The organism is uncultured Paracoccus sp., assembly GCF_945915435.1.
In the GTDB taxonomy this organism is placed as follows: Bacteria; Pseudomonadota; Alphaproteobacteria; order Rhodobacterales; family Rhodobacteraceae; genus Paracoccus.
Genome location: NZ_CAMEFG010000031.1, coordinates 1 through 22,323, shown reverse-complemented (window position 1 = coordinate 22,323; position 22,323 = coordinate 1). Strand labels below are relative to the sequence as shown.

The following is a 22,323-nucleotide window of genomic DNA, read 5'->3' as shown; positions in this document are numbered from 1 at the left end:
AGGTTGTGGAAGCCTGCGCCGCTGTTGGCAGGGATATAGCCGCGCCGCCGCGGGATTGCAAGCATTCGTGAAAGCGGTGCGCGGGTTGGCCCATTTCATCGCATCCGGTCCATGATCCGCACCAGTTCGGCGCTGATTCGCGGCTCGGACAGGGCATGGCCGGACATGGGCACCAGCCGCAGATCGCAGTTGGGCCAGCCCTGCGCCAGGTCCCAGGCGCTTTGGGGCGGGCAGATCATGTCGTAGCGGCCCTGCACGACGGTCGTGGGGATATGCTCGATCCGGTGGCGGTCGCGCAGCAACTGCCCGTCCTGCAAGAAGCAGCCGTTGAAGAAATAGTGATTCTCCAGCCGTGCAAAGGCCCGCGCATATTCCGGCGGCGCATGGCCCGCGCCCGAGATATCCATCCCCGCCAGCGCGTTTTCCCAGGTCAGCCAGGGCAGGGCAAAGCGCGTCTCGCGCGCAGGGTCGCCGCAGAACAGGCGCCGGTTGTAGGCTGCGATCAGGTCGCCGCGTTCGTTTTCCGGGATGGGCGCGGTAAAGGCGGCCCATCTGTCGGGAAAGAACTGCCCCGCGCCGCCGCCATAGAACCAGTCCAACTCGCGCCGCGTGCCAAGAAAGACGCCGCGCAGCACCAGCGCACGCACCGCGCCGGGGTGGGCTTGCGCATAGGCCAGCGCCAGCGTCGCGCCCCAGCTTCCGCCGAAGACGATGGCCGGGCCGATGCCCAGCTCGCGCCGCAGCACCTCGATATCCGCGATCAGGTGGGGGGTGGTGTTGGCCGTGATCGCCGCATGCGGGCGCGAGCGGCCGCAACCCCGCTGGTCGAACAGGATCGCGCGGTAATGGGCGGGGTCGAAGAAGCGGCGCATGAAGGGGCTGGCCCCGCCGCCCGGACCGCCGTGCAGCACGATCACCGGCACGCCGTCGGGCCTGCCCGATTGTTCGACATGGATCTGGTGGCCGTCGCCCACGGCGATCATGCGCCGGTCGAAAGGCTCGACCTGCGGATGCAGCCCGCCCTGTGAAAGATAGCCGCCGATTTGCCCTGCCAATCTGTCCATGCCAGGACTATACAACGCACGGCTGCCCGCCGCCACAGCAAGGACGACACGAATGAGCAACCATCCCCAGGAAAGCAGCATCGACCCCGCCGAGGTCGCCAAGTTCCAGGCCCTGGCGCGCGAATGGTGGGACCCCGAGGGCAAGTTCAAGCCGCTGCACATGCTCAACCCGACCCGGCTGGAATATGTCGTGGCGCAGGTCGCCGCGCAGTTCGGGCTGGACCGCGGCGCCGCGCAGCCCTTTGCCGGGTTGCGGGTGCTGGACATCGGTTGCGGCGGCGGGCTGATGGCCGAGCCGATGGCAAGGCTGGGGGCCTCGGTCGTGGGCGCGGATGCGGCGCCCGGCAATATCGCGGTCGCCGCGCTGCATGCGCAGGAACAGGGGCTGGGGATCGACTATCGCAACACCACCGCCGAATCGCTGCTGGACGAAGGGGCGCGCTTCGACGTGGTCCTTGCGCTGGAAATCGTCGAGCATGTCGCCGATCCCGCCGGTTTCGTCGCGACCTGCCACGGGCTGCTGCGTCCGGGCGGGATGCTGGTGCTTTCGACGCTGAACCGCACCGCGCGCAGCTTTGCCGCCGCGATCGTCGGGGCCGAGTGGGTGATGCGCTGGCTGCCCAGGGGCACGCATGACTGGTCGCGTTTCATCACCCCGGACGAACTGGCGGGCATGGCCCGCGACGCCGGCTTGCAGGTCGAGGATCGCGCGGGCATGGTCTTCAACCCGCTGCGCTGGGACTGGTCGCTGTCGCCGCGCGATCTGTCGGTGAACTACCTTCTTACCACGGTTCGTCCGTAGGACCTGCAAGGGGCTTTTCGGCCTCTTCCAGCCGTTTGCGCAGCATGCGCAAGACGGGCAGGGTGGCGCGGATGCGGTCGGCGCCGACGTCGCGGACGACCTCGGTTATGCGCGGCATCAGGGCCGCCAGCGCCACGTCCCGCGCCGCACGGCCCGCCGGGCTGATCGCCACGAACTTGCGCCGCGCATCGTCCCAATCGGGCCGGATATGGACATGGCCCGCCCATTCCAGCCGCGACAGCGTGTTCGTCATCGCGCCGCGGGTGACGTGGAAGGCATCGGCCAGCTCGGCCGGGGTGCGTTCGACGTTCAGATGCGCCAGCAGGTTCAGGACCGAGAAATGCGAGATCCGCATCCCCTTGGGCAACGCGCGCGAGACCATCTCGCGTGCAAGCTGGTCGGCGATGAAGACCTCGGAAAACAGGCTGGCCGCCAGCGCCTCGGCCGAGCCGTCGCCCGGCTGGGGCGGGGGCGGGCGCGATGGAATGTCGTTCTTGTCGGTCATCATGGGCCGTGGAATTCGCGGTCGTGGGAAAGGGAAGGGATGCGGGACCGTGCCCTGTCCACCGCGTCGAGGTCAAGGGTCACGCAGGTCACGCCGGCCCGGGTCCCGGCGTCCGCCAGCACCTCGCCCCAGGGCGAGACGGCCAGCGAGTGCCCCCAGCTTCGGCGGGGCCGGGCGTTGGGATTGCCGGGCGTCGCATGCAGGCCGGTCTGCGCGGGGGCCAGGACGAAGCAGCCCGTCTCGATCGCGCGGGCACGCAGCAGCACCTCCCAATGGGCGGCGCCGGTGGTGTCGTTGAAGGCCGCCGGAACCGTCAGGATGTGCGCGCCCGCCTGCGCAAGGCGGCGGTAAAGCCCGGCAAAGCGCAGATCGTAGCAGACCGTCATGCCGACGGGCACCGGACCCTGTGCCAGAACGGCGCGGTCTCCGGGGCGGAAGGCATTGGATTCACGATAGGATTCGCTGTCCGAAATGGTCACGTCGAACATGTGCAGCTTGTCGTAGCGTGCCACGATCCGCCCGTCCGGCGCGATCAGGAAGCTGCGATTGGCAAGGCGTGGATCGTCGGGGTCGCCGGTTGCAAGCGACAGCGAACCGATCAGCAGCCACACCCCAAGCTCGCCCGCCAGCGCGCGCAGGGCGGCAAGGGTGGGGTCGCGCGCCTCGGTCACCAGGTGCCGTTGCTGCCATTCGCGGCTGGCGCCCAGCAGGTTCGTCGCCTCGGGCGTCAGGATCAGTTCGGCGCCTTGCGATGCGGCCTGGCGGATCAGCGCCTGCGTGACGGGCAGGTTCGCCGCCGGATCGTCGCCGACGGAAAGCTGAATCAGGGCCGTTTTCAGCCGGGATCGGTCGGTCATGGCTATCCTCTGTCGGCGCGAGGCCGGGACCCCGTGCAAAAGAGTGGGGCGCGAAAGGCGGGGCGGGCATCCGGTCGGGCGGCATGTTGCGCGGATAAGGCCGGCCAGGCAAGCCCCCGCCGGGCCCTTTGGCGCGACCTGCCCGACCCGCGAATCGCCGGAACCGGGCAGGCCCTGGTTTCCGCGCGTCTTCGGGCGCGGAACCGGCGTCCCACATGCGCCGGAAATGCCTCAGCCCGCCAGAAGGGCGTCCAGCTTTCCCTGTGATTCCAATGCCCGAAGATCGTCGCTGCCGCCGATGTGGCGGTCGTCGATGAAGATCTGCGGCACGGTCCGCCGTCCGCCTGCGCGTTGGGTCATGGCCGCGCGCAGGTCGCTGTTTCCGGCGACGTCGATTTCCTGAAAGGCGGCGCCCTTCTGGTTCAGCAGCGCCTTGGCACGGTGGCAGAAGGGGCAGGTGGGGGTGGTGTAGATTTCGACCTTGGGCATGGGCTGTCCTTTTGTTGTGCTGCATGGGTATCTAGGCCTCCTTCACGGCGCGCGCCAGCACCGCGACCGAAACAGGCCCCGCGCCCTGTGCGATCAGCGCCCCCGCCGCCGCCGTCAGCGTCGCGCCCGAGGCCATGACGTCATCCACCAGCAGCACCGGTCGTCCCGCGATCCGGGGCAATTCGCGCGGCCTGACCCGCAAGGCGCCTTCCAGGTTGGCGAAACGCTCGGCCAGCGGGCGATGGTCCTGGGGCGGCGTCGCACGGGTGCGAAACAGCAGGTCGGCGCGTAGCGGAAGCCCGTGGGCGTGGGCGATGCGGCGGGCCAGCAGTTCGGCCTGGTTGTAGCGGCGGTGAAACAGGCGCCGGAGATGCAGCGGCACCGGCACGACCAGCGTATCCGGTGCGATCAGCGGGGCCGACGTCCGCGCCAGCCAGTCGCCAAGCGGGGCGGCGATGTCCAGCCGGTCGCCATGTTTCAACGCCAGCACGAGCGGCCGCCCCGTTCCGCGATAGACCAGCGCGGCGCGGCCCCGCACCCAGGGACGCGCCGCGCGCAGGCATTCGTCGCAGCGGGCGCCCTCTGCGTCAGAAAGCCGCGCCCCCGCTGCATCGGGGCGCGATCCGTCGTCGGGCAGCGGCGCGCCGCACAGATCGCAGCAGATTCCGACGATGAAACCCGTGTCGTTCCAGCATCCGGGGCAGAGCGCCCCGGTTTCGCCGACGGTTTCGCCGCAGCCCATGCATTGCGGGGGGTAGACAAGCTGCAATGCGCCTTTCATCACCGCGCGAACGCCCTTAAACTGCACGCCCATGACGTCTATCCCCGCCTCTTCCACACTCACCGACCGGCATGCGCTGGAATTGCACCGTGCCCGCGCCCGCCGAGGCCAGCCCGCCGATTTCCTGCACCGAATCGCCCTGACCGAGGTTCAGGATAGGCTGGCAGAGGTTAACAGGCGGTTTAGCGACATCGCCATCGTGACCGGAATGCCCGAATTCTGGGCCGATGCCTTCCCGCAGGCCCGGATCGTGGCCGATCGCGAGCGGCTGGCTCTGGAACCGGCCAGCTTCGACCTGGTGATCCACGCCATGTCCCTGCATTGGGCCGACGACCCGGTGGGGCAGATGGTCCAGTCCGCGCGCGCGCTGCGCCCCGACGGGCTGTTCATCGCCGTCTTGCCCGGCGGCCGCACCCTGCATGAATTGCGCGACAGCCTGACGCGGGCCGAGGCCGAGGTCGTATCCGGCCTGTCCCCCCGCGTCCTGCCGATGGGCGAAATCCGCGACCTTGGCGGGCTGCTGGCGCGGGCGGGGCTGGCGCTGACCGTAGCCGACCAGATGACGCAGCAGGTCAGCTATCGCGACCTGTTCCACCTGGCGCAGGACCTGCGCGCGATGGGCGAAACCAATGCCCTGGCCGCCCGCGCGCGCGCGATGACGCGACGCGAGATCATCATGCGCGCGGCCCGGATCTATCAGGCCGACCACCCCGATCCCGCCGATCCGGCGCGGGTTGTCGCCACCTTCGATCTGGTCTTTCTGACCGGATGGGCGCCTGCCGAAAACCAGCAAAAGCCATTGCAGCCCGGATCGGCGATCATGCCGCTTGCCGAGGCGCTGGCCAGCAAGAGGAAGCCGAATTGAACACCCGCCCCGAACATGCGCCCGCCGACCATCCCGCCCTGCCCAGGCCCCGGATCGGCATCCTGATCGCCAACCTGGGCACGCCGGACGCCACCGATTACTGGTCGATGCGCCGTTACCTGAACGAATTCCTGTCGGATCAGCGGGTTATCGACTATCCCAAGTGGAAATGGCAGCCGATCCTGCAAGGGATCGTGCTGACGAAGCGGCCCTTTACCTCGGGCGCGAACTATCGCCAGATCTGGAACAACGAGGCCGGGGAAAGCCCGCTGATGACCATCACCAAGGCGCAGGTCGCCGCCATCCGCGCCCGCGCCGAAGCGATCTGGGGCGATGCGGTGATGGTGGATTTCTGCATGCGCTATGGCAACCCCTCGACGCCCTCGGTGCTGGAGCGGATGGTCAAGGCGGGCTGCGACCGGATCGTTTTCCTGCCGCTTTATCCGCAATATGCCGGCTCGACCACGGCCTCGGCCAACGACCAGCTTTTCCGTGCGCTGATGGAACAGAAATGGCAGCCCGCCGTCAGGACCATCCCGCCCTATTTCGACCGTTCCGATTATATCGACGCGCTGGCCGGATCGGTGGAAAGGGCGCTGGAAGGCCGGGTTCCGAAAAGGCTGGTCGCCAGCTATCACGGGATGCCCCGGCGCTACCTGCTGGAAGGCGACCCCTATCATTGCCAATGCCAGAAGACATCGCGGCTGTTGCAGGCGCGGCTCGGCTGGCCCGACGGGGTGATCGACACCACCTTCCAGTCGGTTTTCGGCTCCGAGGAATGGCTGCGCCCGTATACGGTCGAGCATGTGGCCGAACTGGCCAGGCAGGGGGTGGATGAGATCGCCGTGATCTCGCCCGCCTTCTCGGCGGATTGCATCGAGACGCTGGAAGAGATCCAGGGTGAGATCCGCGAGGCTTTCGAACATGCCGGCGGGCGCGGGTTCACTTATATCCCCTGCCTCAACGACGACCCGGCGCATGTCGAGATGCTGGTTTCCCTGATCGGCGAGAACCTGGCGGGCTGGGTCTAGCCCTTGCGCCACTCCATGATGTGGAAATAAGGCGCCCGGCGGTAGCGCGCGCCGCGCGCGGCGTCGCCGCCTGTCGGGACGGGTTCCTCGAAATGGACCAGCCGCAGGCCGGTGGCCAGCAGCAACTCCATGTAGCGGGAAAAGGGCCGGTGCCAGTTGCGGATCGAGACGCCACGCCAGCTTACCCATTCGGCGCGCGCGCGCAGGTAGTCGTCGATCTCGAACACGCGCCCCTCGGGCCGGTCGCGCCAGCCGCCCGCTGTGTTGAAACTGTTGAGATTGGCGATCAGAAGCGATCCGCCGGGCCGCAGAACCCGCGCCATTTCGGGGATCGCCGCCTCGATTCCGTCGATGTCGATCAGGGTCAGGTAGCTGACGGCCAGATCGAAAGAGCCGTCCGCGCAGGGCAGATCCTCGGCCATCGCCTGAAGGTAATCTCCGCCGGGGTCGCGGGCCTTGGCCTCGGCGCACAAGGGGGGGCGGTGGGTTCGATGCCGGTCGCGGAAATGCCCTCAGTGCGCAGCATCCGGCAAAAGCGCCCCTCGCCGCAGCCGACATCCAGCGCGTCGCGAAAACCGCGCCCCCTGATCCGCGCCAGCATCGGCGCGTCCAGCACATGGCGGCGCGCGTAATCTCCCCGTGTGCCCATGTCTGCGATCCAGGCAGAGGCAGAGGCCGCCCATCCGTTGTCACCGGCCATCGCGGCCCCCGTTGGAAAGCCCTTTCGGGTCAGATGATCAGGACCTGCGTGCCGATCTTGGTCAGGTCGTAGAGCTGCTTGATATGTTCGTTGTAAAGGCCGATGCAGCCGTTCGAGGATTTGCGCCCGATCTTGCGCGTGTCATGGGTGCCGTGGATGCGGTAATACTGCCAGCTCAGCCACAGTGCATGGGTGCCCATCGGGTTGTCGGGATCGCCCGGCGCGACATAATCGGGCCATTCGGGGTTGCGTTCCTTCATCGAGGGGGTCGGCGCCCAGCTTGGGCCTTCGACCTTGCGGATGATCTCGGTCCGGCCGGTGCGGGTCAGGTCCTGGCTGACGGGGACCGAACTGGGGAAAAGCTTGTAGACGGTTTCATCCTCGGACCAGTAATGCAGCGCGCGCGAGGGCAGGTCGGCCAGGATCGCCCCGTTTCTGAGGTTCGAGAAATAGGGCCGCCAGTCGTGCATCTGAAAGCTGGAGATGTTGCGCTGCGCGTTCTGCCCCGTATCGGGCACGATCCCGCTTGAATCGTCGAAGCCCTGGGCAAGCGCAGGCGCCGCCAGGCCGGCAGCGGTCCCCACCGCGACCGTCGAGGTCAGAAAGCTTCGGCGCGAAAAGGCCGGCATATTCGTGTTGGACATCGTTCGCTCCTGCAATCCATGAGCTGCGTCATGCAGCCTTCTTGTCTCGATGGTTGTCCTGTATGCATATGATTTATGCCCACAAAGGGGTCTTCGCAATTCAAACTGGCGTCAGGGCAACACGGTTTCATCCTGCTGTGTCATTCACGCAATCTTGGGTTTGAATGGCGCGGGGCGCTTGGATATGGCTGATGAAAAGAAAAACCGGGACAGGACATCATGCTCAAGCTCAAATCACTGGCCTTTACCTCGCTTCTGGCGCTGGCGGCCTGCCAGCCGATCGGGCCGCATCAGATCGGACCGGACGGGCAGCCCGGCGGGTCCGGACTGGGCGGGCGCGAAGCCGCGCAGGTCCACGACCGCATGCTGGAACAGATCAACCAGTTGCGTTCCAATATCGGCGCCAGCCCGATGGTCAGGAACACGCAGCTTGATTCGGCGGCCTCCGCCCATGCGCGCGACATGGCCGCGCAGAACCGCGCCTGGCATTTCGGCTCGGACGGGACCTCGCCGCTGGACCGGGTGCGGCGCGCCGGTTTCATGGGGACGCTGATCGGTGAAAACATCAGCGAAACCTATGAAAAGGATATCGAGACCCTGAACGCCTGGATGCAGACCCGCCAGACGCGCGACATCATCATGGACACCCGCGCCTCGCAATTGGGGGTGGGCTGGTTCGAGGAATCGGGCGGCAAGCTGTGGTGGGTGCTGATCACGGGTAGCTGATCCGGGCGGCCGCCGGTTTCGTCCCGGCGCCTGTCCGCCGCAACGCATCGGATCAGGGATAGATGAAGATCGGGACGCCGGGGCGCAGCATGGCATAGATCTCTTCCATTTCCTCGTCCGTGACGGCGATGCAGCCCGCCGTCCAGTCGCGCCGGTTGAGCGCGCGCCCCGTCGGTCCAAGCCCGTGGATCATGATGTCGCCGCCGGGCGACAGCCCCGCGATCATCGCATTCGCCCGGTCCTGCGGGTTGGGATAGGAAATTCCCAGCGACAGATGATAGGCGCTGTTGGGGTTCTGGCGGTCAATGAAATAGACGCCCTCGGGCGTTTTGCCGTCGCCCTCGAACTGCTTGTGCCCCTTGGGCTGGAAGCCGAGGTCGATGTCATAGCTTTTCAGCACACTCTGGCCGCTGACCAGATGCATTCGTCGTTCGCCCTTCTTGACGACGATCTGCGTGACGGCGGGGCCGTCATAGCTTCTGAACTTGTTTTGTGGCGCGGTTTCCCTTGCGCCGCAGCTTGCGACCACGGCCACCACGAAAAGCGCCGCCAAGGCGCGTATCATCCTGTTAATCACTGCCCAAATCCGCGTTTGACGCTGTTCTGCCTTGGCCATGAAATAGCATGGAGGTTAAAAAATCGCTAGCTTCGGCGAAATTCCGCCACAATTTCGACATGGGGCGACCAGCGGAACTGATCGACGACGTAAAGGCGGGAAATCGCAAAGCCTTCCTGCGCAAGAATCCGCGCATCCCTTGCGAATCCCACGGATTCGCAGCTGATCCAGGCGACGGTTCCGACCCGCGACCGGGCGATCTGTTGCGCTTGGGCCTCGGCCCCCGCGCGAGGCGGGTCGATCACAATCGCGTCATAGGGGCGCAGTTCGTCGGGCAGAAGGGGGTTGCGGGCGAGGTCGCGGACCTCGGTCGTGACCCGGTGCAGGCCGTTTGCCCCCCGCCAGGCCGAATCAAGCGCCGCCAGCGGTGCGGCCAATCCTTCGACCGCGTGGACCTCGGCCCGTTCGGCCAAAGGCAGGGTGAAGGTGCCGCAGCCCGCGAACAGGTCCAGCACGCGCGGCGCATGGCCGACGATGTCGCGGGTGACCGTCAGCAGCGCGGCCTCGCCCTCGCGCGTGGCTTGCAGGAAGCCGCCGGGCGGGGGCACCACGCGGGCGCGGCCCATCGGCAGGGCGGGCGCACGGCGGGTCACGGCCTGGCCGTCCCAGTCCAGCCGCGCCAGATCGCCCTCATCCGCCAGCCGGGCAAGGGTTTGCAGCAAGGCGCCGTCCATCGGCTTGCCGCCTTGTGCGGCGACGTCCAGCCCGGCGGGGGTCTCGGTCACGGTCAGGCCGACCTCGCCCTGACGCGAGCCGCCCGCCGACACGATCCGGCGCAGAAGCGGCAGGGCGGCGGTAATCGCGGGGCGCAGGACGTGGCAATCCGACAGGTCCACGATCACGTCCGAGGCGCGGGCGTGGAACCCGACCAGCGCGCCCTTTTTCGTGCGCCGCCCCGACAGCACCGCCCGCCTGCGCGAGCGGGGCGGCGAGACGTGGACGCCCGCCACCGGCACCTCCAGCCCCTGTGCGCGCAGGGCTTTGCCCACCTGCGCCGCCTTCCAGCCACGCATGAAATCGTCGCTGGCGTGCATCAGCGAACAGCCGCCGCAGATGCGGAAATGCGGGCAGGGCGGGCGGACGCGATCAACGGAAGGCGTCAGGATACGCGGTTGCGCGATGCGGCCTGCCGTGGCCTCGCCCTCGATCTCTTCGCCCGGCAGGGTCAGGGCGGCCAGCGCGCGCTCGCCCGAGGCGCTGACGGCCACGCCGTCGCCGCGCTGGTTCAGCCGCTCGATGCGCCAAAGGCTCACTCGGCGGCCTCGTCGGTCTCGGTGCCGAGGAATCCACCCGACTGGCGGTTCCAGTAGCGCGCATAGACCCCGTTCAGCGCCAGCAGTTCGGCATGGGTCCCCTGTTCGACGATCCGGCCCGCCTCAAGCACGACGATGCGGTCAAGCTGGGCGATGGTGGACAGGCGATGCGCGATGGCCAGCACGGTCTTGCCGCGCATGACGCGCAGCAGGGCGTCCTGCACCTGCGCCTCGACCTCGCTGTCCAGCGCCGAGGTGGCTTCGTCCAGCACGAGGATCGGCGCGTCTTTCAGGAAGGCGCGGGCCAGCGCGATCCGCTGGCGCTGGCCACCCGACAGCTTGACGCCGCGTTCGCCCAGATGGGCCTCGTAGCCGGTGCGGCCCATGTGGTCGCGCAGGGTCAGGATGAACTCATGCGCCTCGGCGGCCTTGGCGGCGGCGATCATGTCCTGATCGCTGGCGCCGGGGCGGCCATAGAGGATATTGTCGCGCGCCGAGCGGTTGAACATTGCGGTTTCCTGCGTGACCATCGCGATATTGCGGCGCAGGCTTTCCTGCGTGACCTTTCGCAGGTCGTGGCCGTCGATGCGCAGATTGCCTTTTTCGACGTCGTAAAGCCGCAGCAGCAAGGCCACCAGCGTCGATTTCCCCGCGCCTGAGGCGCCCACGATGCCGATCTTCTCGCCCGGCGCGATATGCAGATCGACATCCTGGATCCCGCCTTCGCCGCGCCCGTAGGTAAAGCTGATGTGGTCGAAATCGAGGCGACCCGCGACGCGGGGCAGCACGGTCGCGCCCGGCGCGTCGGTCAGCGCGTGGGGCGGTGAGAGGGTCTTCATGCCGTCCTCGACCTCTCCGATGGAACCCCAGACCCCCATCAGCGCCATGCTGACCCAGCCGGTCATCTGCGCCAGCCGCATCGAGATCGCACCGGCGGCGGCGATGTCGCCCGGCGTCGCCAGCCCCTGCCGCCACAGCATCAGGGTGCCGCCGATCAGCACCACCGGCAGCGCCCCCGCGACGAACATCAGCGAAAAGCGGAACCATGTGGACACGCGCCCGAAATCCAGCGCGCGTTCGCGGAAACCGGCCATCGCGCCAAGGGCGGCGCGGTCCTCGTGTTCGTCATGCGCGAACAGCTTGACCGTCTTGATATTGGTGATCGTATCGACGACCTGCCCCGTCACCATCGCCCGCGCCGATGCCCGGCTGGCCGAGCGTGTGCGGATGCGTGGCAGAAAGAAGCGGATCAGCCCGAAATAGGTGCCCAGCCAGACCAGCATCGCCACCGCGCCCCAGCCATCCACCGACACCAGAAACGCCGCCGAGCCGAGGATCGAGGCCAGCGCGAAGGCGACCACGTTCACGAATTCCGTCGCGACATCGGTGACGGCGCGGGCGGTCTGCGTCTGTTTCTGCGCGATCCGGCCCGCGAAATCGTTGTCGAAGAAGGTCACCGAATGGCCCATCGTCCAGCGATGCAGCCGCGACAGCACCAGCGGGAACAGGTTCGGCCCGATCATGATGCTGGAGGAGGCCGTCGAAAACCCGAAGATCGCCGGGCGGATGACCAGAAAGAAGATGACGAAGCCCGCGATCAGCGGTCCCTGTTCCGGGATCAGCCGTTCGGGCGAGGTGCCGACGACCGCATCGACCACCATCCCCAAGAGCACCGCCGAGACGATATCCGCGATCCCGCTGAGCGCCGAGGCGATGGCCGCCACCGTCAGCCCGCCCCATGCGCCCGACAGGCACCAGCGGAAGAAGGCCAGCAGGCTGCGCGGCGGCGGCCCGTCGGCGGGGCGGAAGGCGTCGATCATGCGGGCGAAGATGTTGTGCATGGGTCTATTCCTTTCCTTGGGCCTTGCGGGCGACCGTGGCCAGTTCCTCGCGCGAGGCGCGGAAACCGCCGTCGATCCAGTGATCCTCGGCGGCGCGCAGGGCGTGGCCGAGCGCCGGGCCGGTGATCGCGGGCATCAGATCGGCGGCTTGCAGCGGAAAGCGCGCAGTCCCCGCGCGGGCGATGGTCGTTTCCCAGTCATCGGGCAATTGTGCGCCGCCTGCCAGCCGCAACAACGCCAGCCGCCGCGCCATGTGGGGACCGAGGCGGTAGGCGGCGGCGTGCAGCGGTGTCCCGGCGTGCTGCTGCAAGGCGCGCAACTCGTGATCCTCGGCATTGCTCAGCCGCAGGTCGCGGCGGGGATCCTCGCCGCCAAGCGCGGCAAGGCGCAGCAGCCAGTCGGGGGCTTCGGCGAACCGCCGCTCGGCCGCGATCAGCGCGGGCAGCAGGGCAGCATCCGCGCCGGGCAGGACTTGTGCCAGCACGCCGCAACCCTTCATCAGCGCCAGCGCGTCGCAGGGGTCGGGGGCGGACAGCAGTTTTCGCATCTCGGCGCCGATGCGTTCGCGCGACAGGCGCGCCATGCCGGGGGTCAGGTCGGCGATGGCGGCCAGCGCCTGTCGATCAGCCTTGCCCGGCGTGCCATACCAGGCGTGAAAGCGAAAGAAGCGCAGGATGCGCAGGTAATCCTCGGCGATGCGCACCCGCGGGTCGCCGACGAAGCGCAGGCGGCGGGCGCGCAGGTCGGGCAAGCCGCCCACCGGGTCCAGAACCGTGCCGTCAGCGCGCGCATAAAGGGCGTTCATGGTGAAGTCGCGGCGGCGGGCGTCCTCGGCCATATCCGTCGAATAGGCGACCGAGGCATGGCGGCCGTCGGTGTCCACATCGCGGCGGAAGGTGGTGATCTCATAGGCGGCATCGTCGCTCAGCACGGTGACGGTGCCGTGGTCGATGCCCGTGGGAATCACGCGCAGCCCGGCGGCATGGGCCAGCGCCGCGACCTGTTCGGGCCTGGCGTCGCTGGCCAGATCGACGTCCGAGACCGCCTGACCCATCAGCGCATTCCTGACCGCGCCGCCCACGACCAGCGCCTGATGGCCCGCGCCTTCCAGCATCGCCATGATCCGCTGCAAGCCGGGATCGCGCAGGAAATCGGCCTTGATCCGGGTCATGTGTTCAGCCTGTGGGCCAGCGCGTAAAGCACCCGCGCGGTGGCCCCCCAGATGTAATAGGGACCGAAGGGCACGGTCTGGTAGGCGCGCCACTCTCCGCGCCACAGCCTGCGCTCGATCCGATAGTTGGCGGGGTTGGCGATCAGGTCGAAGGGAACGGCGAAGACTTCGTCCACCTCGCCGCGCTCGGGGGTGGGGGTGAAATCGCCGTGGATGATACCAAGCACCGGGGTCATGGAAAAGCCGGTGACGGTGCGATGGGGCGGCAGCAGGCCCAGCACCTCGACCTGCGCGGGGGGCAGGCCGACTTCCTCATGTGCCTCGCGCAGGGCGGCGGCGGTCTGGTCGGCGTCGCCGGGATCGACCTTGCCGCCGGGCAGGGCGATCTGGCCGGGGTGGTGGCGCAGCCCGCTGGCGCGCTTGGTCAGGATCAAATGGCCGCTTTGGGGGTGGAACGCTGCCAGCACCCCGGCCTCGCGCAGGGGGGTGTCGGGGACCTCGATCCCCGGCGTCAGGTCATAGTCCGAGGACGGCGCTGCCGAAACCCGCAGCGCCGCCATCAGCCGGTCCCTGACAGCCGTTCCCGCCATGCTAGCCGTCTTGCCGTTGCGCCAGGGGGGCGCCGTTTTCGTCCACCGTCGCCTCGAACCCCAGGCTGCGGGGGTCGAATTGGTAATGCGCGCCGCAGAACTGGCAATCGGCGGTGACGGTGCCCTCGGGCGTGGTCATGTGGCCGATGTCCCTGGCCGAATAGATCGACAGGGTGGCGCGGACCTTTTCGGCGCTGCAAGAACAGCCGAACTGCACCGGCTGGGGATCGAAGACGCGCGGCTGCTCTTCGTGGAAAAGGCGCACGAGCAATTCGGTCGGCGCGACCGAGGGGCCGATCAGTTCCATGTCCTCGACCGTGTCCAGGAGCAGGTTGACGCGGTTCCAGTTCTCGGATTCCGTGCCTTGCAGGATGTCGGCGGTCTGGATCAGGCCCCCGGAATCGCCGCCGGGACCTTCGGCGGGCATGGGCTGGGCGGGCAGGGTCTGCAACATCACGCCACCCGCACGCCAGCGCTCGCGGTCGCCAGCCATCTGCGAGCGGCCATAGGACAACGCGAACCGGGTGGGCAGTTGTTCGGATTGCGCGAAATAGGTCTGCGCGCAGGCCGCGAGCGAGCCGCCGGTCAGCGGCGTCAGCCCCTGGTAGGGCGTATTGCCCTGCCCCTGGTCGATCAGCACGGCGAAATAACCTTGGCCGACCTGGTCGAAGGCGGGCGCCGAGGCATCCAGCCGGTCGGGGTCGAAGCTGGCCCAGGCCCGCATGCGGGCGGGTGCGCCCTCGGTCTCGGGGGCGTAGTAGTCGGTCGCGATGGTGCGCACGGCGCCGTCGCCGCGCACTTGCAGGCTGAGCTTCCAACGCAGCTTGACGGTCTGGCCGATCAGCGCGGTCAGCAGCGCGAGCTCGGCCACCAGCGCGCTGACGGGGGCGGGGTAGTCGTGGCGCGACAGGATATGTTCCAGCACGCCGTCCAGCCTTGCGGTGCGTCCGCGCACGTCCGGGCGGTCGAGCTGGAACGGCAGGATCGTATCGTCCCAGGCGATCTGGTTGATCTTATTCATCGGGGGCCTTTCGGAATTTCGATTGCGCATCCGTCTTGAGGGCGTGCGCTTTGCGCCCAATATAATGCGCTTGCGGCAAAGCCCAAGGGGGTCGGTGCGTTCTGCGTTTCATGTGGGGGTTTCACACCCCCACACCCGCGCCTTTCATGTGGGGGTTTCACACCCCCACACCCCCGTGGGGTATTTGGATGATGAAGAAAGCGGGTGCGGCGGTTGACGGCGCGGCGCTTTCGCCCATAACCGGGGCATCCGTGGCGGGTTTGGAACGAGGGGACCAGCGATGACATTCGAGCGCAAGATCAGGATCGCGCCATCCATTCTTTCGGCGGATTTCGCCGATTTCGGGCGCGAGATCCGCGCGGTCGAGGACCAGGGCGCCGATTGGGTCCATGTCGATGTGATGGATGGGCATTTCGTGCCGAACCTGACCTTCGGCCCGCCTGCCGTGAAGGCGTTTCGCAAGCATGTCACGACCTTCATGGACGTGCATCTGATGATCGCCCCGGTCGATCCCTATATCGAGGCCTATGCCGAGGCCGGTGCCGATCTGATCACCGCCCATGTCGAGGCCGGGCCGCATATCCACCGCACGTTGCAAGCGATTCGCGCGACGGGGAAAAAGGCGGGGGTGGCGTTGAACCCCGGCACGCCCGCCGAGGCGGTGGCGCATGTCCTGGACCTGGCCGACCTGGTCTGCGTGATGACGGTCAATCCCGGTTTCGGGGGGCAGAAGTTCATCGACATGACCGGCAAGATCCGCCGCTTGCGCGCGATGATTGGCGACCGGCCCGTGCATATCGAGATCGACGGGGGGGTGGATCCGGTTACCGCGCCCCTGGTCGTCGAGGCGGGGGCGGATGTGCTGGTCGCCGGCTCGGCGGTGTTCAAGGGCGGTTCGGTTGGTGATCCGGGGGTCTATGGCGCGAATATGCGCGCGATCCGCGAGGCGGTGGGCCGACGTTAACCGAATATTCGGATTTCCGTGCCAGAAAGGGCGGGACGATGTGGAATCGCGGGGGACGGATGGGTTTGGATTGATGCCGGTTTCGCTGTCCGGGTCGGGTTATCGGCTGGCGAGCGGCGTTGCCGGGGCCGTGCTGCCCCTGTTGATGCGTGGCGAGGATGGGTCCGAGCGTCTGGCGCGGCGTGGTCCCGAGGTGACGCCGGGCGGCATCTGGATACATGGGGCGAGCGTGGGCGAGCTGAACTCGGCCCGCGCGCTGATTGCCGACCTGGCGGAGGATATGCCGGTGATCGTGACCGCCAACAGCGTGACGGGCCGCGCCGCCGCGCAGGGTTGGGGCCTGCCCGCCTGCCTTGCGCCGCTGGATGTGCCGGGCGCGGTCGGGCGTTTTCTGGACAGGGTGCGCCCGCGTGTCCAGATGACGATCGAGAATGAGATCTGGCCCAATCGCGCGCGTTTGCTGGCCGCGCGGGGGGTGGCGCAGGTGGTGGTGGGCGCGCGGATGTCGGAACGGTCGGCGCGCAGGTGGGCGCGCTTGCCGGGGCTGATCCGTCCCGTCCTGTCGCGTATCGCGGTGCTGTCGGCGCAGAACGCGGCGACCGAGGCGCGGCTGCTGGCCCTGGGCCTGCCGCCTGCCGCGCTGTCGGGCCGGTTGCAGTTGAAGCTGTTGGCACCTGCGCGGGTCGTGCCGCAGGACGGCGGGCCGTGGCGTGACCTGACCGTGCTGGCCGCCTCGACCCATGAGGGCGAGGAGGAGGTGATCCTTGACGCCTATCTGGCCGCGCGCGCCGAATATCCCGCGCTGCGCCTGATCCTTGCGCCGCGCCACCCCGCGCGGGCCGACCAGGTCGTGGCGATCTTTCATGCGCGTGGCCTTGATCCTGCCCGCCGTAGCCGGGGCGGCGACGAATCCGCGCCCGTGCTGCTGGCCGATACGCTGGGCGAGATGGTGCGCTGGTATGACCGCGCGGCGATCTGTGTCACCGGGGGGTCGTTCACCGACCGGGGGGGACATACGCCCTGGGAGCCGGCGGCCCATCGTTGCGCGATCCTGCGCGGTCCCCATATCGCCAATTTCGCCGAGGATTACGCGGCGCTGGATGCGGCAGGGGCCAGCCGTGCGATCAGCGCGGGCGATCTGGCCCGCGCCCTGCAAGAGCTTGCGCGGGACGGCGCCGCGTGCGCCGGAATGGGTGCGCGCGCCCGTGCCGTGCTGCTGGAGCGGGCGGGCGATCCCGGTCCCTTGCTGGCGGCGATCAACGCGCTGGCGGACGCGCGGGCTTGAGGTTTCGCGCCGCAGCGCCGATATCAGGGAAGGAAAGGACGAACGCATGATCCGCTACACCCTGCGCTGCGACAACGGTCACGAATTCGACGGCTGGTTCAAGTCTGCCTCGGGCTTCGACAGCCTGCGGGCGAGTGGGCAGGTGAATTGCACGCAATGCGGATCGGCGCAGGTCGACAAGACGCTGATGGCGCCGAATGTCGCGCGCGGCAAGGACGCTCGCCCCGATCTTGCGACACCGCAAAACGAAAAGGAAGCGGCGTTGGCCAGGCTGCGCCGGCATGTCGAGCGGAACTCGGACTATGTCGGGATGTCCTTTGCCTCCGAGGCGCGCGCGATGCATGAAGGCCGCGCACCCGAACGTTCGATACATGGCGAGGCGCGGCTTGAGGATGCGCGCAAGCTGCTGGAGGACGGCATCCCCGTCGCCCCCCTGCCATTCACCCCGCGGCAGCGCGCGAATTAGGGCATTTCCGGTGCAGGTGGCGCGCGCCGGAAGCGGCTCCAATGCCTTGCGGAATCTTGACGGGCGGGCGGAAGTGCAAGGTCTTGCGGAACCCGTTCGGACAGGTGGCAAGCTGCCCGAAGGTTCGCGATGCGGGATCGGACCGGGTTTCACGGACTGCCCATTCCGTTCACGCGATGGGCTGGGAGAGGTGGGGCATGCGATTCGTCGTAAATCATTATCAGGCAGTATTTTCATGTTATTTCAATGATCTGTGACCAGGCTGCGACGGCACATGTTTGCGCTGCGCTGGCCGCGTTGGCCTATTGCAGGGTCGCACCATCGCGAAACGGGGCGCCGTCATGACCGAACAAACGGACGAGGGCGGCGGGGCGGGAAATGCCGGTCGATGCGGCCCATCTTGCTGCTGCAAGGCTCAATCCAGGCCGATATCGCCTTTCGCACAGGCTCTAGGCCAATCGTAGCACCCTGACGATGCCGGGGATGCGGAAACCGTCGGGGGTGCGATAGAAAGATGGGTTTCGGGCATCGGGCGGTGAGGGGAAGGGCATGAACTGGGACGACCTGCGTATCGTGGCGGCGGTCGGCAAGACCGAGTCCTTTTCACGCGCCGCGCGTGTTCTGGGCATCGACGAAACGACCGTCAGCCGCCGTCTCGCGCGGCTTGAAAGCACCTTCGGGATGCCCTTGTTCGAGGCGGCAAACGGCAAGCGCAACCCCACCGCCGCCTGTCGCGCGATCCTGCGCCAACTGGACGATATCGCCCATGCCGTCGATGATATCGAGCGCCTGCTGCACGAACACGACCACGCCCTGCGCAAGCTGCGCCTGACCACCATCGCCGTGATCGCCGAGCATTTCATGGCCCCCGGCCTGCCGCATCTGCTGGACGAATTGCCGGAACTGGCGCTGAGCATCGACACCTCGGACCACAATGCCGACATGTCGCGGTGGGAGGCGGATTTCGCGATCAGGCTGGGCCGTCCAAGCCAGGGCGCCTTCCTGATGCGGCGCATCGGGGAAATGCGGCTGTGCATGGTCACGGGACGGCTGGGCGGAGCTGCGCCCGTGCTGGCGGCCTATCCGCCCATCCTGCACGAGACGCCCGAGATGCGCCATCTGGCCCGGACGCATGACCTGGGTGGTGCGCGCGTCGAAACGGCGAATCACAACGTCCTGCGCGCGGTGATGGAGAGCGGGCGCGCCAGCGGCATCCTGCCCGCCTGCCTTGCCGAAACCCTGGATCCTGCCGCCCCGGTCGAGATCAGGCCCCTGCCCGAGGGGCGCGAGGTCTGGCTGCTGACCCAGCCCCATTTGCGCAACGACGGCCTTGCCCGCCAGATCGCCGATTGGTGTGCGAGCCTGTTCGCCGAATAGGGGATCATACTAAAATATGAGATTGCCCTGATGCCAGGAAATGGAATTATCTTCAGTAATAACAGATGATTGTCAGGAAATTTTCCCTTTACCTGCAATTTCTCGGCCACCCCCTGCAAATTTCTTTCCTTATGCTGTGTGACACGGTGTCGCAGTCTCGGGGATGTCGAACCCGGTCCCTTGCCGGAGCGGGTCAAACCAAACGAGAGGAGGCGTGAGGTGACGACGATCAACGAGTTTCCGGCGGCCACGGAAGGGGTGCCCGACTGCATCTCTTTCCCGCAGCCGTTCTCGCGCGCGGCACGGCTGGCCTTGCTGGCGGCCGGCGCGCTGGCCGGTGCGGCCGGGGGGCTGGTGCTGAAAGGCGCGGGCGGACCTGCGCTTTGGGCCGTCGTGGGCCTGGCGGCCGTGGCGGGCGGGTTGCTGTCCACCTGGTCGCCTTGCGGCTATTCCTCGATCTCGCTTCTGCGCCAGACGGGCAGGGGGGCGAAGGCCGTGATGGGCTTCTTGCCCACCTTCGCGATGCACGGGCTGGGTTATGCGCTTGGCGCGGTGATCCTTGGCACGCTTCTGGGCGCAATCGGCGGGCTGGCCGGTTTCTCGGGCTTTGCCACGGGTTTCGGGCTGTCGGTACTGGCGCTGATCGGCCTGGCCTATGGCGCGCATCAGCTTGACCTGTTGCGCCTGCCCTATCCGCAGCGCCGGGCGCAGGTGCCTCATGACGCGCGCAACCGCTTTCCGAAATGGGTGGTCGGCGGGCTCTACGGGCTGTCGCTGGGTCTGGATTACCTGACCTATGTGCAGACCCCGCTGCTTTACATGATGACCGCCGCCGCGATCCTGACCGGCAACATCGCCGAGGCGATCGGCCTTATCGCGCTGTTCAACCTTGGCCGTTTCCTGCCCGTCGCGGTGAACCTGCTGCCGCTGACGGATTACGGCATCCAGTCCTGGCTGGGCCGCAACCAGGAACGCGCCGCCATTGCCGATGGGGTGATCCTGACCGCGCTTGGCGCCGCCTTCGCCGTGCTGGCGCTGGCCTGATGCAATCGCCCCTTGGGGCATTTCGCAACTTCGACCGTTCTGCCCGGCCCGCGAGGAGCCGCTTGTGCCGGGTAGCCATCTCAGGGAGGAAATGATGGCTTATCCACTGAAATCGACCCCGAAATACCTCAAGCTGCTCGGGGCCGGCGTGACCTGTTCGGTCCTTGCCCTTGGCACCGCATGGGCGCAAGACGACGAGGCCCCGGCAGAAGAGGCCGCAGCCGAGGCATCCGCCGAAGCCCCCGCCGAGGGCCAGACCGAAGGCCAGCGCGCCGCCGCCGAGGCCGCCGCGCAACTGGCCGCCGGAGAGGCCGACGAGCCCGTCATCCTGAACGCGCCCGAACCCGACACGCGCCGCGTCTATATTCAGGACCCGGCCCATTTCGCGGCGGTGACGCAGCAATATGTCATCGACGGCGATACCGGGCGGGTGCTGGGCATGACCGACGGCGGCTTCCTGCCCCATCCGGTCGCGGCCGAGGACGGTTCGTTCTTCGCGCAGGCCAGCACCGTGTTCGAGCGTATCGCGCGCGGCAAGCGCACCGATTATGTCGAGGTCTTCGATTCGGTGACCTTCCTGCCCATCGCCGATATCGAGCTGCCCGAGGCCTCGCGCTTCCTGGTCGGCACCTATCAGTGGATGAACGCGCTGACGCCCGACAACAAGAACCTGCTTTACTACCAGTTCTCGCCCGCGCCCGCCGTGGGCGTCGTCGATCTGGAAGGGCAGGCGTTCGATCGTATGATCGACGTGCCCGATTGCTACCACATCTTCCCGGCCTCACCCACGGTCTTTTACATGAATTGCCGCGACGGCAGCCTTGCCCGCGTCGATTTTTCGGGCGAGGAGGCCGAGATCACCAATACCGAGGTTTTCCATACCGAGGACGAATTGCTGATCAACCACCCCGCCTTTTCGCTGCGCGCGGGGCGCCTGGTCTGGCCGACCTATACCGGCAAGATCTTCCAGGTGGACCTGACCGAAGACGGGGCGGCATTCCGCGAACCCTTCGAGGCGCTGACCGAGGAAGAACGCGCCGACGACTGGCGCCCCGGCGGCTGGCAGCAGACCGCCTATCATCGCCCCTCGGATCGTATCTATCTGCTGGTCGATCAGCGCGACGAATGGCGCCACAAGACCGCCAGCCGCTTCGTCGTCGTGATGGACGCCGCCACCGGCGAGCGGATCGCCAAGCTGGAAATGGGGCAGGAGATCGACTCGATCAACGTCAGCCAGGACGATGAGCCGCTGCTCTACGGTCTCTCGGCGGGCGACAAGACGCTGTATGTCTACGACGCCGAAAGCGGCGAGCAGTTGCGCAGCGTCGATCAGCTTGGCCACGGCCCGCAGATCATCACCACCCATGACATGGGTGCGTAAGATGCTGGACGTGTTGCATGAACCGCTGCTGACATGGGGGCTGCGCGCGTTTCTGGCGCTGCTTTTCGCGACGGCGGCGATATCCAAGCTGGGCGGGCTGGAAGAGTTCCACGGCGTGGTGCGGAACTTCCGCCTGCTGCCCGAGGGGCTGGCCCGGCCGGTGGCGATGGTGCTGCCCGTGGTGGAACTGGCCGTGGCCGCGGGGTTGCTGGTCACGCTGCTGGCCGTGCCCGCCGCCATCGCCGCGGCGGGCCTGCTGGCCGCCTTCGGGCTGGCCATCGCCATCAACGTGATCCGTGGCCGCACCTGGATCGACTGCGGCTGCTTCCGCAACGGCATGAAGCAGCGCATAAGCTGGCTGGTGGTGGGGCGCAACGCCCTGCTGACCGCGCTGGCGCTGGCCGTGGCCGGGCTGCTGCCGCAGGCGGGGGGCGGCGGTGCGCTGGATGCGCTGGTCGGGCTGATGGCCGGTGCGGTGATGATGATGCTCTATTTCAGCATCTCGATGCTCGGCGGGCTTGCCGCCGCGCAAGCTTCAACCCTGAAAGGCCGCTGACATGACGTTTCTGATTGCTTCCAATATCCTGTTGTGGATCGCCTTTCTGGGCGTGACGGTGGTGCTTCTGGGCCTGATGCGCCAGGTCGGGCTGCTGCATGAACGCTCATCTCCGATGGGTGCGATGATCACCGACCACGGTCCCGACATCGGCGACGCCGCGCCCGAGTTCGACCTGCCCGACTATTTCGGCCAGAGCGTGCATATCGGCGGCGCATCCGAAGGGCGGCCCACGCTTTTGATGTTCACCGCGCCGACCTGCCCGGTCTGCGACAAGCTGTTCCCGATCATCAA

The 22,323-nt window shown here is 67.5% G+C and carries 24 protein-coding genes and 1 pseudogene; 12 read left to right on the top strand and 13 right to left on the bottom strand.

Annotation, left to right across the window (positions count from 1 at the left end; all coding sequences use genetic code 11):
* Positions 1-95: 95 nt before the first annotated feature.
* Positions 96-1,064, bottom strand: a complete 969-nt coding sequence (gene pip / locus Q0O97_RS11365; RefSeq protein ID WP_294929042.1) for a prolyl aminopeptidase — start codon at positions 1,062-1,064, stop codon at positions 96-98.
* Positions 1,065-1,116: 52 nt separating this feature from the next.
* On the opposite strand from pip, the gene ubiG reads away from it, so the two are divergent.
* Complete coding sequence (ubiG, locus tag Q0O97_RS11360; RefSeq protein ID WP_294929039.1) at positions 1,117-1,866, top strand: bifunctional 2-polyprenyl-6-hydroxyphenol methylase/3-demethylubiquinol 3-O-methyltransferase UbiG; 750 nt, start codon at positions 1,117-1,119, stop codon at positions 1,864-1,866.
* Here ubiG and Q0O97_RS11355 read toward each other — a convergent pair.
* From Q0O97_RS11355 to Q0O97_RS11340, 4 genes are all read right to left on the bottom strand, one after another.
* Positions 1,847-2,371 (bottom strand): MarR family transcriptional regulator, encoded by a 525-nt coding sequence (locus Q0O97_RS11355; protein ID WP_294929036.1) that lies wholly within the window; start codon positions 2,369-2,371, stop codon positions 1,847-1,849. The genes ubiG and Q0O97_RS11355 overlap by 20 nt on opposite strands.
* Positions 2,371-3,210, bottom strand: a complete 840-nt coding sequence (locus Q0O97_RS11350) for a carbon-nitrogen hydrolase family protein (protein WP_294929093.1) — start codon at positions 3,208-3,210, stop codon at positions 2,371-2,373. Before Q0O97_RS11350 ends, Q0O97_RS11355 begins: the two co-directional genes overlap by 1 nt.
* Before the next feature lie 249 nt (positions 3,211-3,459).
* On the bottom strand, positions 3,460-3,717 hold the full coding sequence (gene grxC, locus Q0O97_RS11345) for a glutaredoxin 3 (protein ID WP_294929033.1): 258 nt from the start codon (positions 3,715-3,717) through the stop codon (positions 3,460-3,462).
* Positions 3,718-3,748: 31 nt separating this feature from the next.
* The gene (locus tag Q0O97_RS11340) at positions 3,749-4,531 is read right to left on the bottom strand and encodes a ComF family protein (RefSeq protein WP_294929031.1); all 783 of its coding nucleotides are present in this window, start codon (positions 4,529-4,531) and stop codon (positions 3,749-3,751) included.
* Here Q0O97_RS11340 and Q0O97_RS11335 point away from each other — a divergent pair.
* Both Q0O97_RS11335 and hemH read left to right on the top strand, forming a co-directional pair.
* Positions 4,530-5,363 carry a methyltransferase domain-containing protein gene (locus Q0O97_RS11335; RefSeq protein WP_294929029.1) on the top strand — a complete coding sequence of 278 codons (834 nt, stop codon included), beginning with the start codon at positions 4,530-4,532 and terminating at the stop codon, positions 5,361-5,363. The two genes, Q0O97_RS11340 and Q0O97_RS11335, sit on opposite strands and share 2 nt — an antisense overlap.
* On the top strand, positions 5,360-6,394 hold the full coding sequence (gene hemH / locus Q0O97_RS11330) for a ferrochelatase (RefSeq protein WP_294929026.1): 1,035 nt from the start codon (positions 5,360-5,362) through the stop codon (positions 6,392-6,394). The genes Q0O97_RS11335 and hemH overlap by 4 nt, the downstream gene beginning before the upstream one ends.
* Here the strand turns inward: hemH and Q0O97_RS11325 are convergent.
* Both Q0O97_RS11325 and Q0O97_RS11320 read right to left on the bottom strand, forming a co-directional pair.
* Positions 6,391-6,816: a methyltransferase domain-containing protein gene (locus Q0O97_RS11325; RefSeq protein WP_294929023.1), complete on the bottom strand. Its 426-nt coding sequence runs from the start codon at positions 6,814-6,816 to the stop codon at positions 6,391-6,393. The two genes, hemH and Q0O97_RS11325, sit on opposite strands and share 4 nt — an antisense overlap.
* Positions 6,817-7,123: 307 nt before the next feature.
* The gene (locus Q0O97_RS11320) at positions 7,124-7,738 is read right to left on the bottom strand and encodes a L,D-transpeptidase (protein ID WP_294929021.1); all 615 of its coding nucleotides are present in this window, start codon (positions 7,736-7,738) and stop codon (positions 7,124-7,126) included.
* 219 nt (positions 7,739-7,957) lie between these two features.
* On the opposite strand from Q0O97_RS11320, the gene Q0O97_RS11315 reads away from it, so the two are divergent.
* Positions 7,958-8,464: a CAP domain-containing protein gene (locus tag Q0O97_RS11315; protein ID WP_294929018.1), complete on the top strand. Its 507-nt coding sequence runs from the start codon at positions 7,958-7,960 to the stop codon at positions 8,462-8,464.
* A gap of 52 nt (positions 8,465-8,516) precedes the next feature.
* On the opposite strand, the gene Q0O97_RS11310 is transcribed toward Q0O97_RS11315, so the two are convergent.
* The 6 genes from Q0O97_RS11310 to Q0O97_RS11285 all read right to left on the bottom strand — a co-directional run bounded on the left by Q0O97_RS11310 (position 8,517) and on the right by Q0O97_RS11285 (position 14,956).
* Positions 8,517-9,029 carry a L,D-transpeptidase family protein gene (locus Q0O97_RS11310; protein ID WP_294929015.1) on the bottom strand — a complete coding sequence of 171 codons (513 nt, stop codon included), beginning with the start codon at positions 9,027-9,029 and terminating at the stop codon, positions 8,517-8,519.
* Between the two features lie 77 nt (positions 9,030-9,106).
* Positions 9,107-10,333, bottom strand: a complete 1,227-nt coding sequence (locus Q0O97_RS11305) for a class I SAM-dependent RNA methyltransferase (RefSeq protein ID WP_294929012.1) — start codon at positions 10,331-10,333, stop codon at positions 9,107-9,109.
* Entirely contained in the window at positions 10,330-12,174 is a 1,845-nt protein-coding gene (locus Q0O97_RS11300) for an ABC transporter ATP-binding protein (RefSeq protein ID WP_294929009.1), read from the bottom strand. Before Q0O97_RS11300 ends, Q0O97_RS11305 begins: the two co-directional genes overlap by 4 nt.
* A gap of 4 nt (positions 12,175-12,178) precedes the next feature.
* Positions 12,179-13,345, bottom strand: a complete 1,167-nt coding sequence (locus Q0O97_RS11295) for a CCA tRNA nucleotidyltransferase (protein ID WP_294929006.1) — start codon at positions 13,343-13,345, stop codon at positions 12,179-12,181.
* On the bottom strand, positions 13,342-13,935 hold the full coding sequence (locus tag Q0O97_RS11290) for a CoA pyrophosphatase (protein ID WP_294929003.1): 594 nt from the start codon (positions 13,933-13,935) through the stop codon (positions 13,342-13,344). The genes Q0O97_RS11295 and Q0O97_RS11290 overlap by 4 nt, the downstream gene beginning before the upstream one ends.
* 1 nt (position 13,936) lies before the next feature.
* Positions 13,937-14,956 (bottom strand): Hsp33 family molecular chaperone HslO, encoded by a 1,020-nt coding sequence (locus Q0O97_RS11285; RefSeq protein WP_294928999.1) that lies wholly within the window; start codon positions 14,954-14,956, stop codon positions 13,937-13,939.
* Between the two features lie 280 nt (positions 14,957-15,236).
* Here Q0O97_RS11285 and rpe point away from each other — a divergent pair, with 280 nt between their 5' ends.
* The 8 genes and pseudogenes from rpe to Q0O97_RS11245 all read left to right on the top strand — a co-directional run.
* On the top strand, positions 15,237-15,920 hold the full coding sequence (gene rpe, locus Q0O97_RS11280; protein ID WP_294928996.1) for a ribulose-phosphate 3-epimerase: 684 nt from the start codon (positions 15,237-15,239) through the stop codon (positions 15,918-15,920).
* Positions 15,921-15,993: 73 nt separating this feature from the next.
* Positions 15,994-17,205, top strand: coding sequence for a glycosyltransferase N-terminal domain-containing protein (locus tag Q0O97_RS11275; protein WP_294928990.1), 1,212 nt, complete (start codon positions 15,994-15,996; stop codon positions 17,203-17,205).
* A 46-nt stretch (positions 17,206-17,251) separates the two neighbouring features.
* The gene (locus Q0O97_RS11270; RefSeq protein WP_294928987.1) at positions 17,252-17,671 is read left to right on the top strand and encodes a DUF1178 family protein; all 420 of its coding nucleotides are present in this window, start codon (positions 17,252-17,254) and stop codon (positions 17,669-17,671) included.
* Between the two features lie 549 nt (positions 17,672-18,220).
* The gene (locus Q0O97_RS11265; RefSeq protein ID WP_294928984.1) at positions 18,221-19,048 is read left to right on the top strand and encodes a LysR family transcriptional regulator; all 828 of its coding nucleotides are present in this window, start codon (positions 18,221-18,223) and stop codon (positions 19,046-19,048) included.
* Between the two features lie 219 nt (positions 19,049-19,267).
* Entirely contained in the window at positions 19,268-20,092 is an 825-nt protein-coding gene (locus Q0O97_RS11260) for a methylamine utilization protein MauF (RefSeq protein WP_294928981.1), read from the top strand.
* 94 nt (positions 20,093-20,186) lie between these two features.
* Complete coding sequence (gene mauB, locus Q0O97_RS11255; RefSeq protein WP_294928978.1) at positions 20,187-21,473, top strand: methylamine dehydrogenase (amicyanin) large subunit; 1,287 nt, start codon at positions 20,187-20,189, stop codon at positions 21,471-21,473.
* Positions 21,457-22,029 (top strand): MauE/DoxX family redox-associated membrane protein, encoded by a 573-nt coding sequence (locus Q0O97_RS11250; RefSeq protein ID WP_294928975.1) that lies wholly within the window; start codon positions 21,457-21,459, stop codon positions 22,027-22,029. Before mauB ends, Q0O97_RS11250 begins: the two co-directional genes overlap by 17 nt.
* Position 22,030: 1 nt before the next feature.
* Positions 22,031-22,323: pseudogene (locus tag Q0O97_RS11245) on the top strand (redoxin domain-containing protein); the annotation flags it as partial.

What these genes read in the sequence shown, in the direction of transcription:
- Q0O97_RS11310 (WP_294929015.1), bottom strand. Translation starts at nt 9,029, where the DNA reads ATGATACGCGCCTTGGCGGCGCTTTTCGTGGTGGCCGTGGTCGCAAGC.
- mauB (WP_294928978.1), top strand. Translation starts at nt 20,187, where the DNA reads ATGGCTTATCCACTGAAATCGACCCCGAAATACCTCAAGCTGCTCGGG.
- Q0O97_RS11265 (WP_294928984.1), top strand. Translation starts at nt 18,221, where the DNA reads ATGAACTGGGACGACCTGCGTATCGTGGCGGCGGTCGGCAAGACCGAG.
- Q0O97_RS11335 (WP_294929029.1), top strand. Translation starts at nt 4,530, where the DNA reads ATGACGTCTATCCCCGCCTCTTCCACACTCACCGACCGGCATGCGCTG.
- ubiG (WP_294929039.1), top strand. Translation starts at nt 1,117, where the DNA reads ATGAGCAACCATCCCCAGGAAAGCAGCATCGACCCCGCCGAGGTCGCC.
- Q0O97_RS11290 (WP_294929003.1), bottom strand. Translation starts at nt 13,935, where the DNA reads ATGGCGGGAACGGCTGTCAGGGACCGGCTGATGGCGGCGCTGCGGGTT.
- Q0O97_RS11275 (WP_294928990.1), top strand. Translation starts at nt 15,994, where the DNA reads ATGCCGGTTTCGCTGTCCGGGTCGGGTTATCGGCTGGCGAGCGGCGTT.
- Q0O97_RS11300 (WP_294929009.1), bottom strand. Translation starts at nt 12,174, where the DNA reads ATGCACAACATCTTCGCCCGCATGATCGACGCCTTCCGCCCCGCCGAC.
- Q0O97_RS11325 (WP_294929023.1), bottom strand. Translation starts at nt 6,816, where the DNA reads ATGGCCGAGGATCTGCCCTGCGCGGACGGCTCTTTCGATCTGGCCGTC.
- rpe (WP_294928996.1), top strand. Translation starts at nt 15,237, where the DNA reads ATGACATTCGAGCGCAAGATCAGGATCGCGCCATCCATTCTTTCGGCG.
- Q0O97_RS11355 (WP_294929036.1), bottom strand. Translation starts at nt 2,371, where the DNA reads ATGACCGACAAGAACGACATTCCATCGCGCCCGCCCCCGCCCCAGCCG.
- Q0O97_RS11340 (WP_294929031.1), bottom strand. Translation starts at nt 4,531, where the DNA reads ATGGGCGTGCAGTTTAAGGGCGTTCGCGCGGTGATGAAAGGCGCATTG.
- Q0O97_RS11250 (WP_294928975.1), top strand. Translation starts at nt 21,457, where the DNA reads ATGACATGGGTGCGTAAGATGCTGGACGTGTTGCATGAACCGCTGCTG.
- Q0O97_RS11295 (WP_294929006.1), bottom strand. Translation starts at nt 13,345, where the DNA reads ATGACCCGGATCAAGGCCGATTTCCTGCGCGATCCCGGCTTGCAGCGG.
- grxC (WP_294929033.1), bottom strand. Translation starts at nt 3,717, where the DNA reads ATGCCCAAGGTCGAAATCTACACCACCCCCACCTGCCCCTTCTGCCAC.
- Q0O97_RS11320 (WP_294929021.1), bottom strand. Translation starts at nt 7,738, where the DNA reads ATGTCCAACACGAATATGCCGGCCTTTTCGCGCCGAAGCTTTCTGACC.
- Q0O97_RS11285 (WP_294928999.1), bottom strand. Translation starts at nt 14,956, where the DNA reads ATGAATAAGATCAACCAGATCGCCTGGGACGATACGATCCTGCCGTTC.
- pip (WP_294929042.1), bottom strand. Translation starts at nt 1,064, where the DNA reads ATGGACAGATTGGCAGGGCAAATCGGCGGCTATCTTTCACAGGGCGGG.
- Q0O97_RS11270 (WP_294928987.1), top strand. Translation starts at nt 17,252, where the DNA reads ATGATCCGCTACACCCTGCGCTGCGACAACGGTCACGAATTCGACGGC.
- Q0O97_RS11315 (WP_294929018.1), top strand. Translation starts at nt 7,958, where the DNA reads ATGCTCAAGCTCAAATCACTGGCCTTTACCTCGCTTCTGGCGCTGGCG.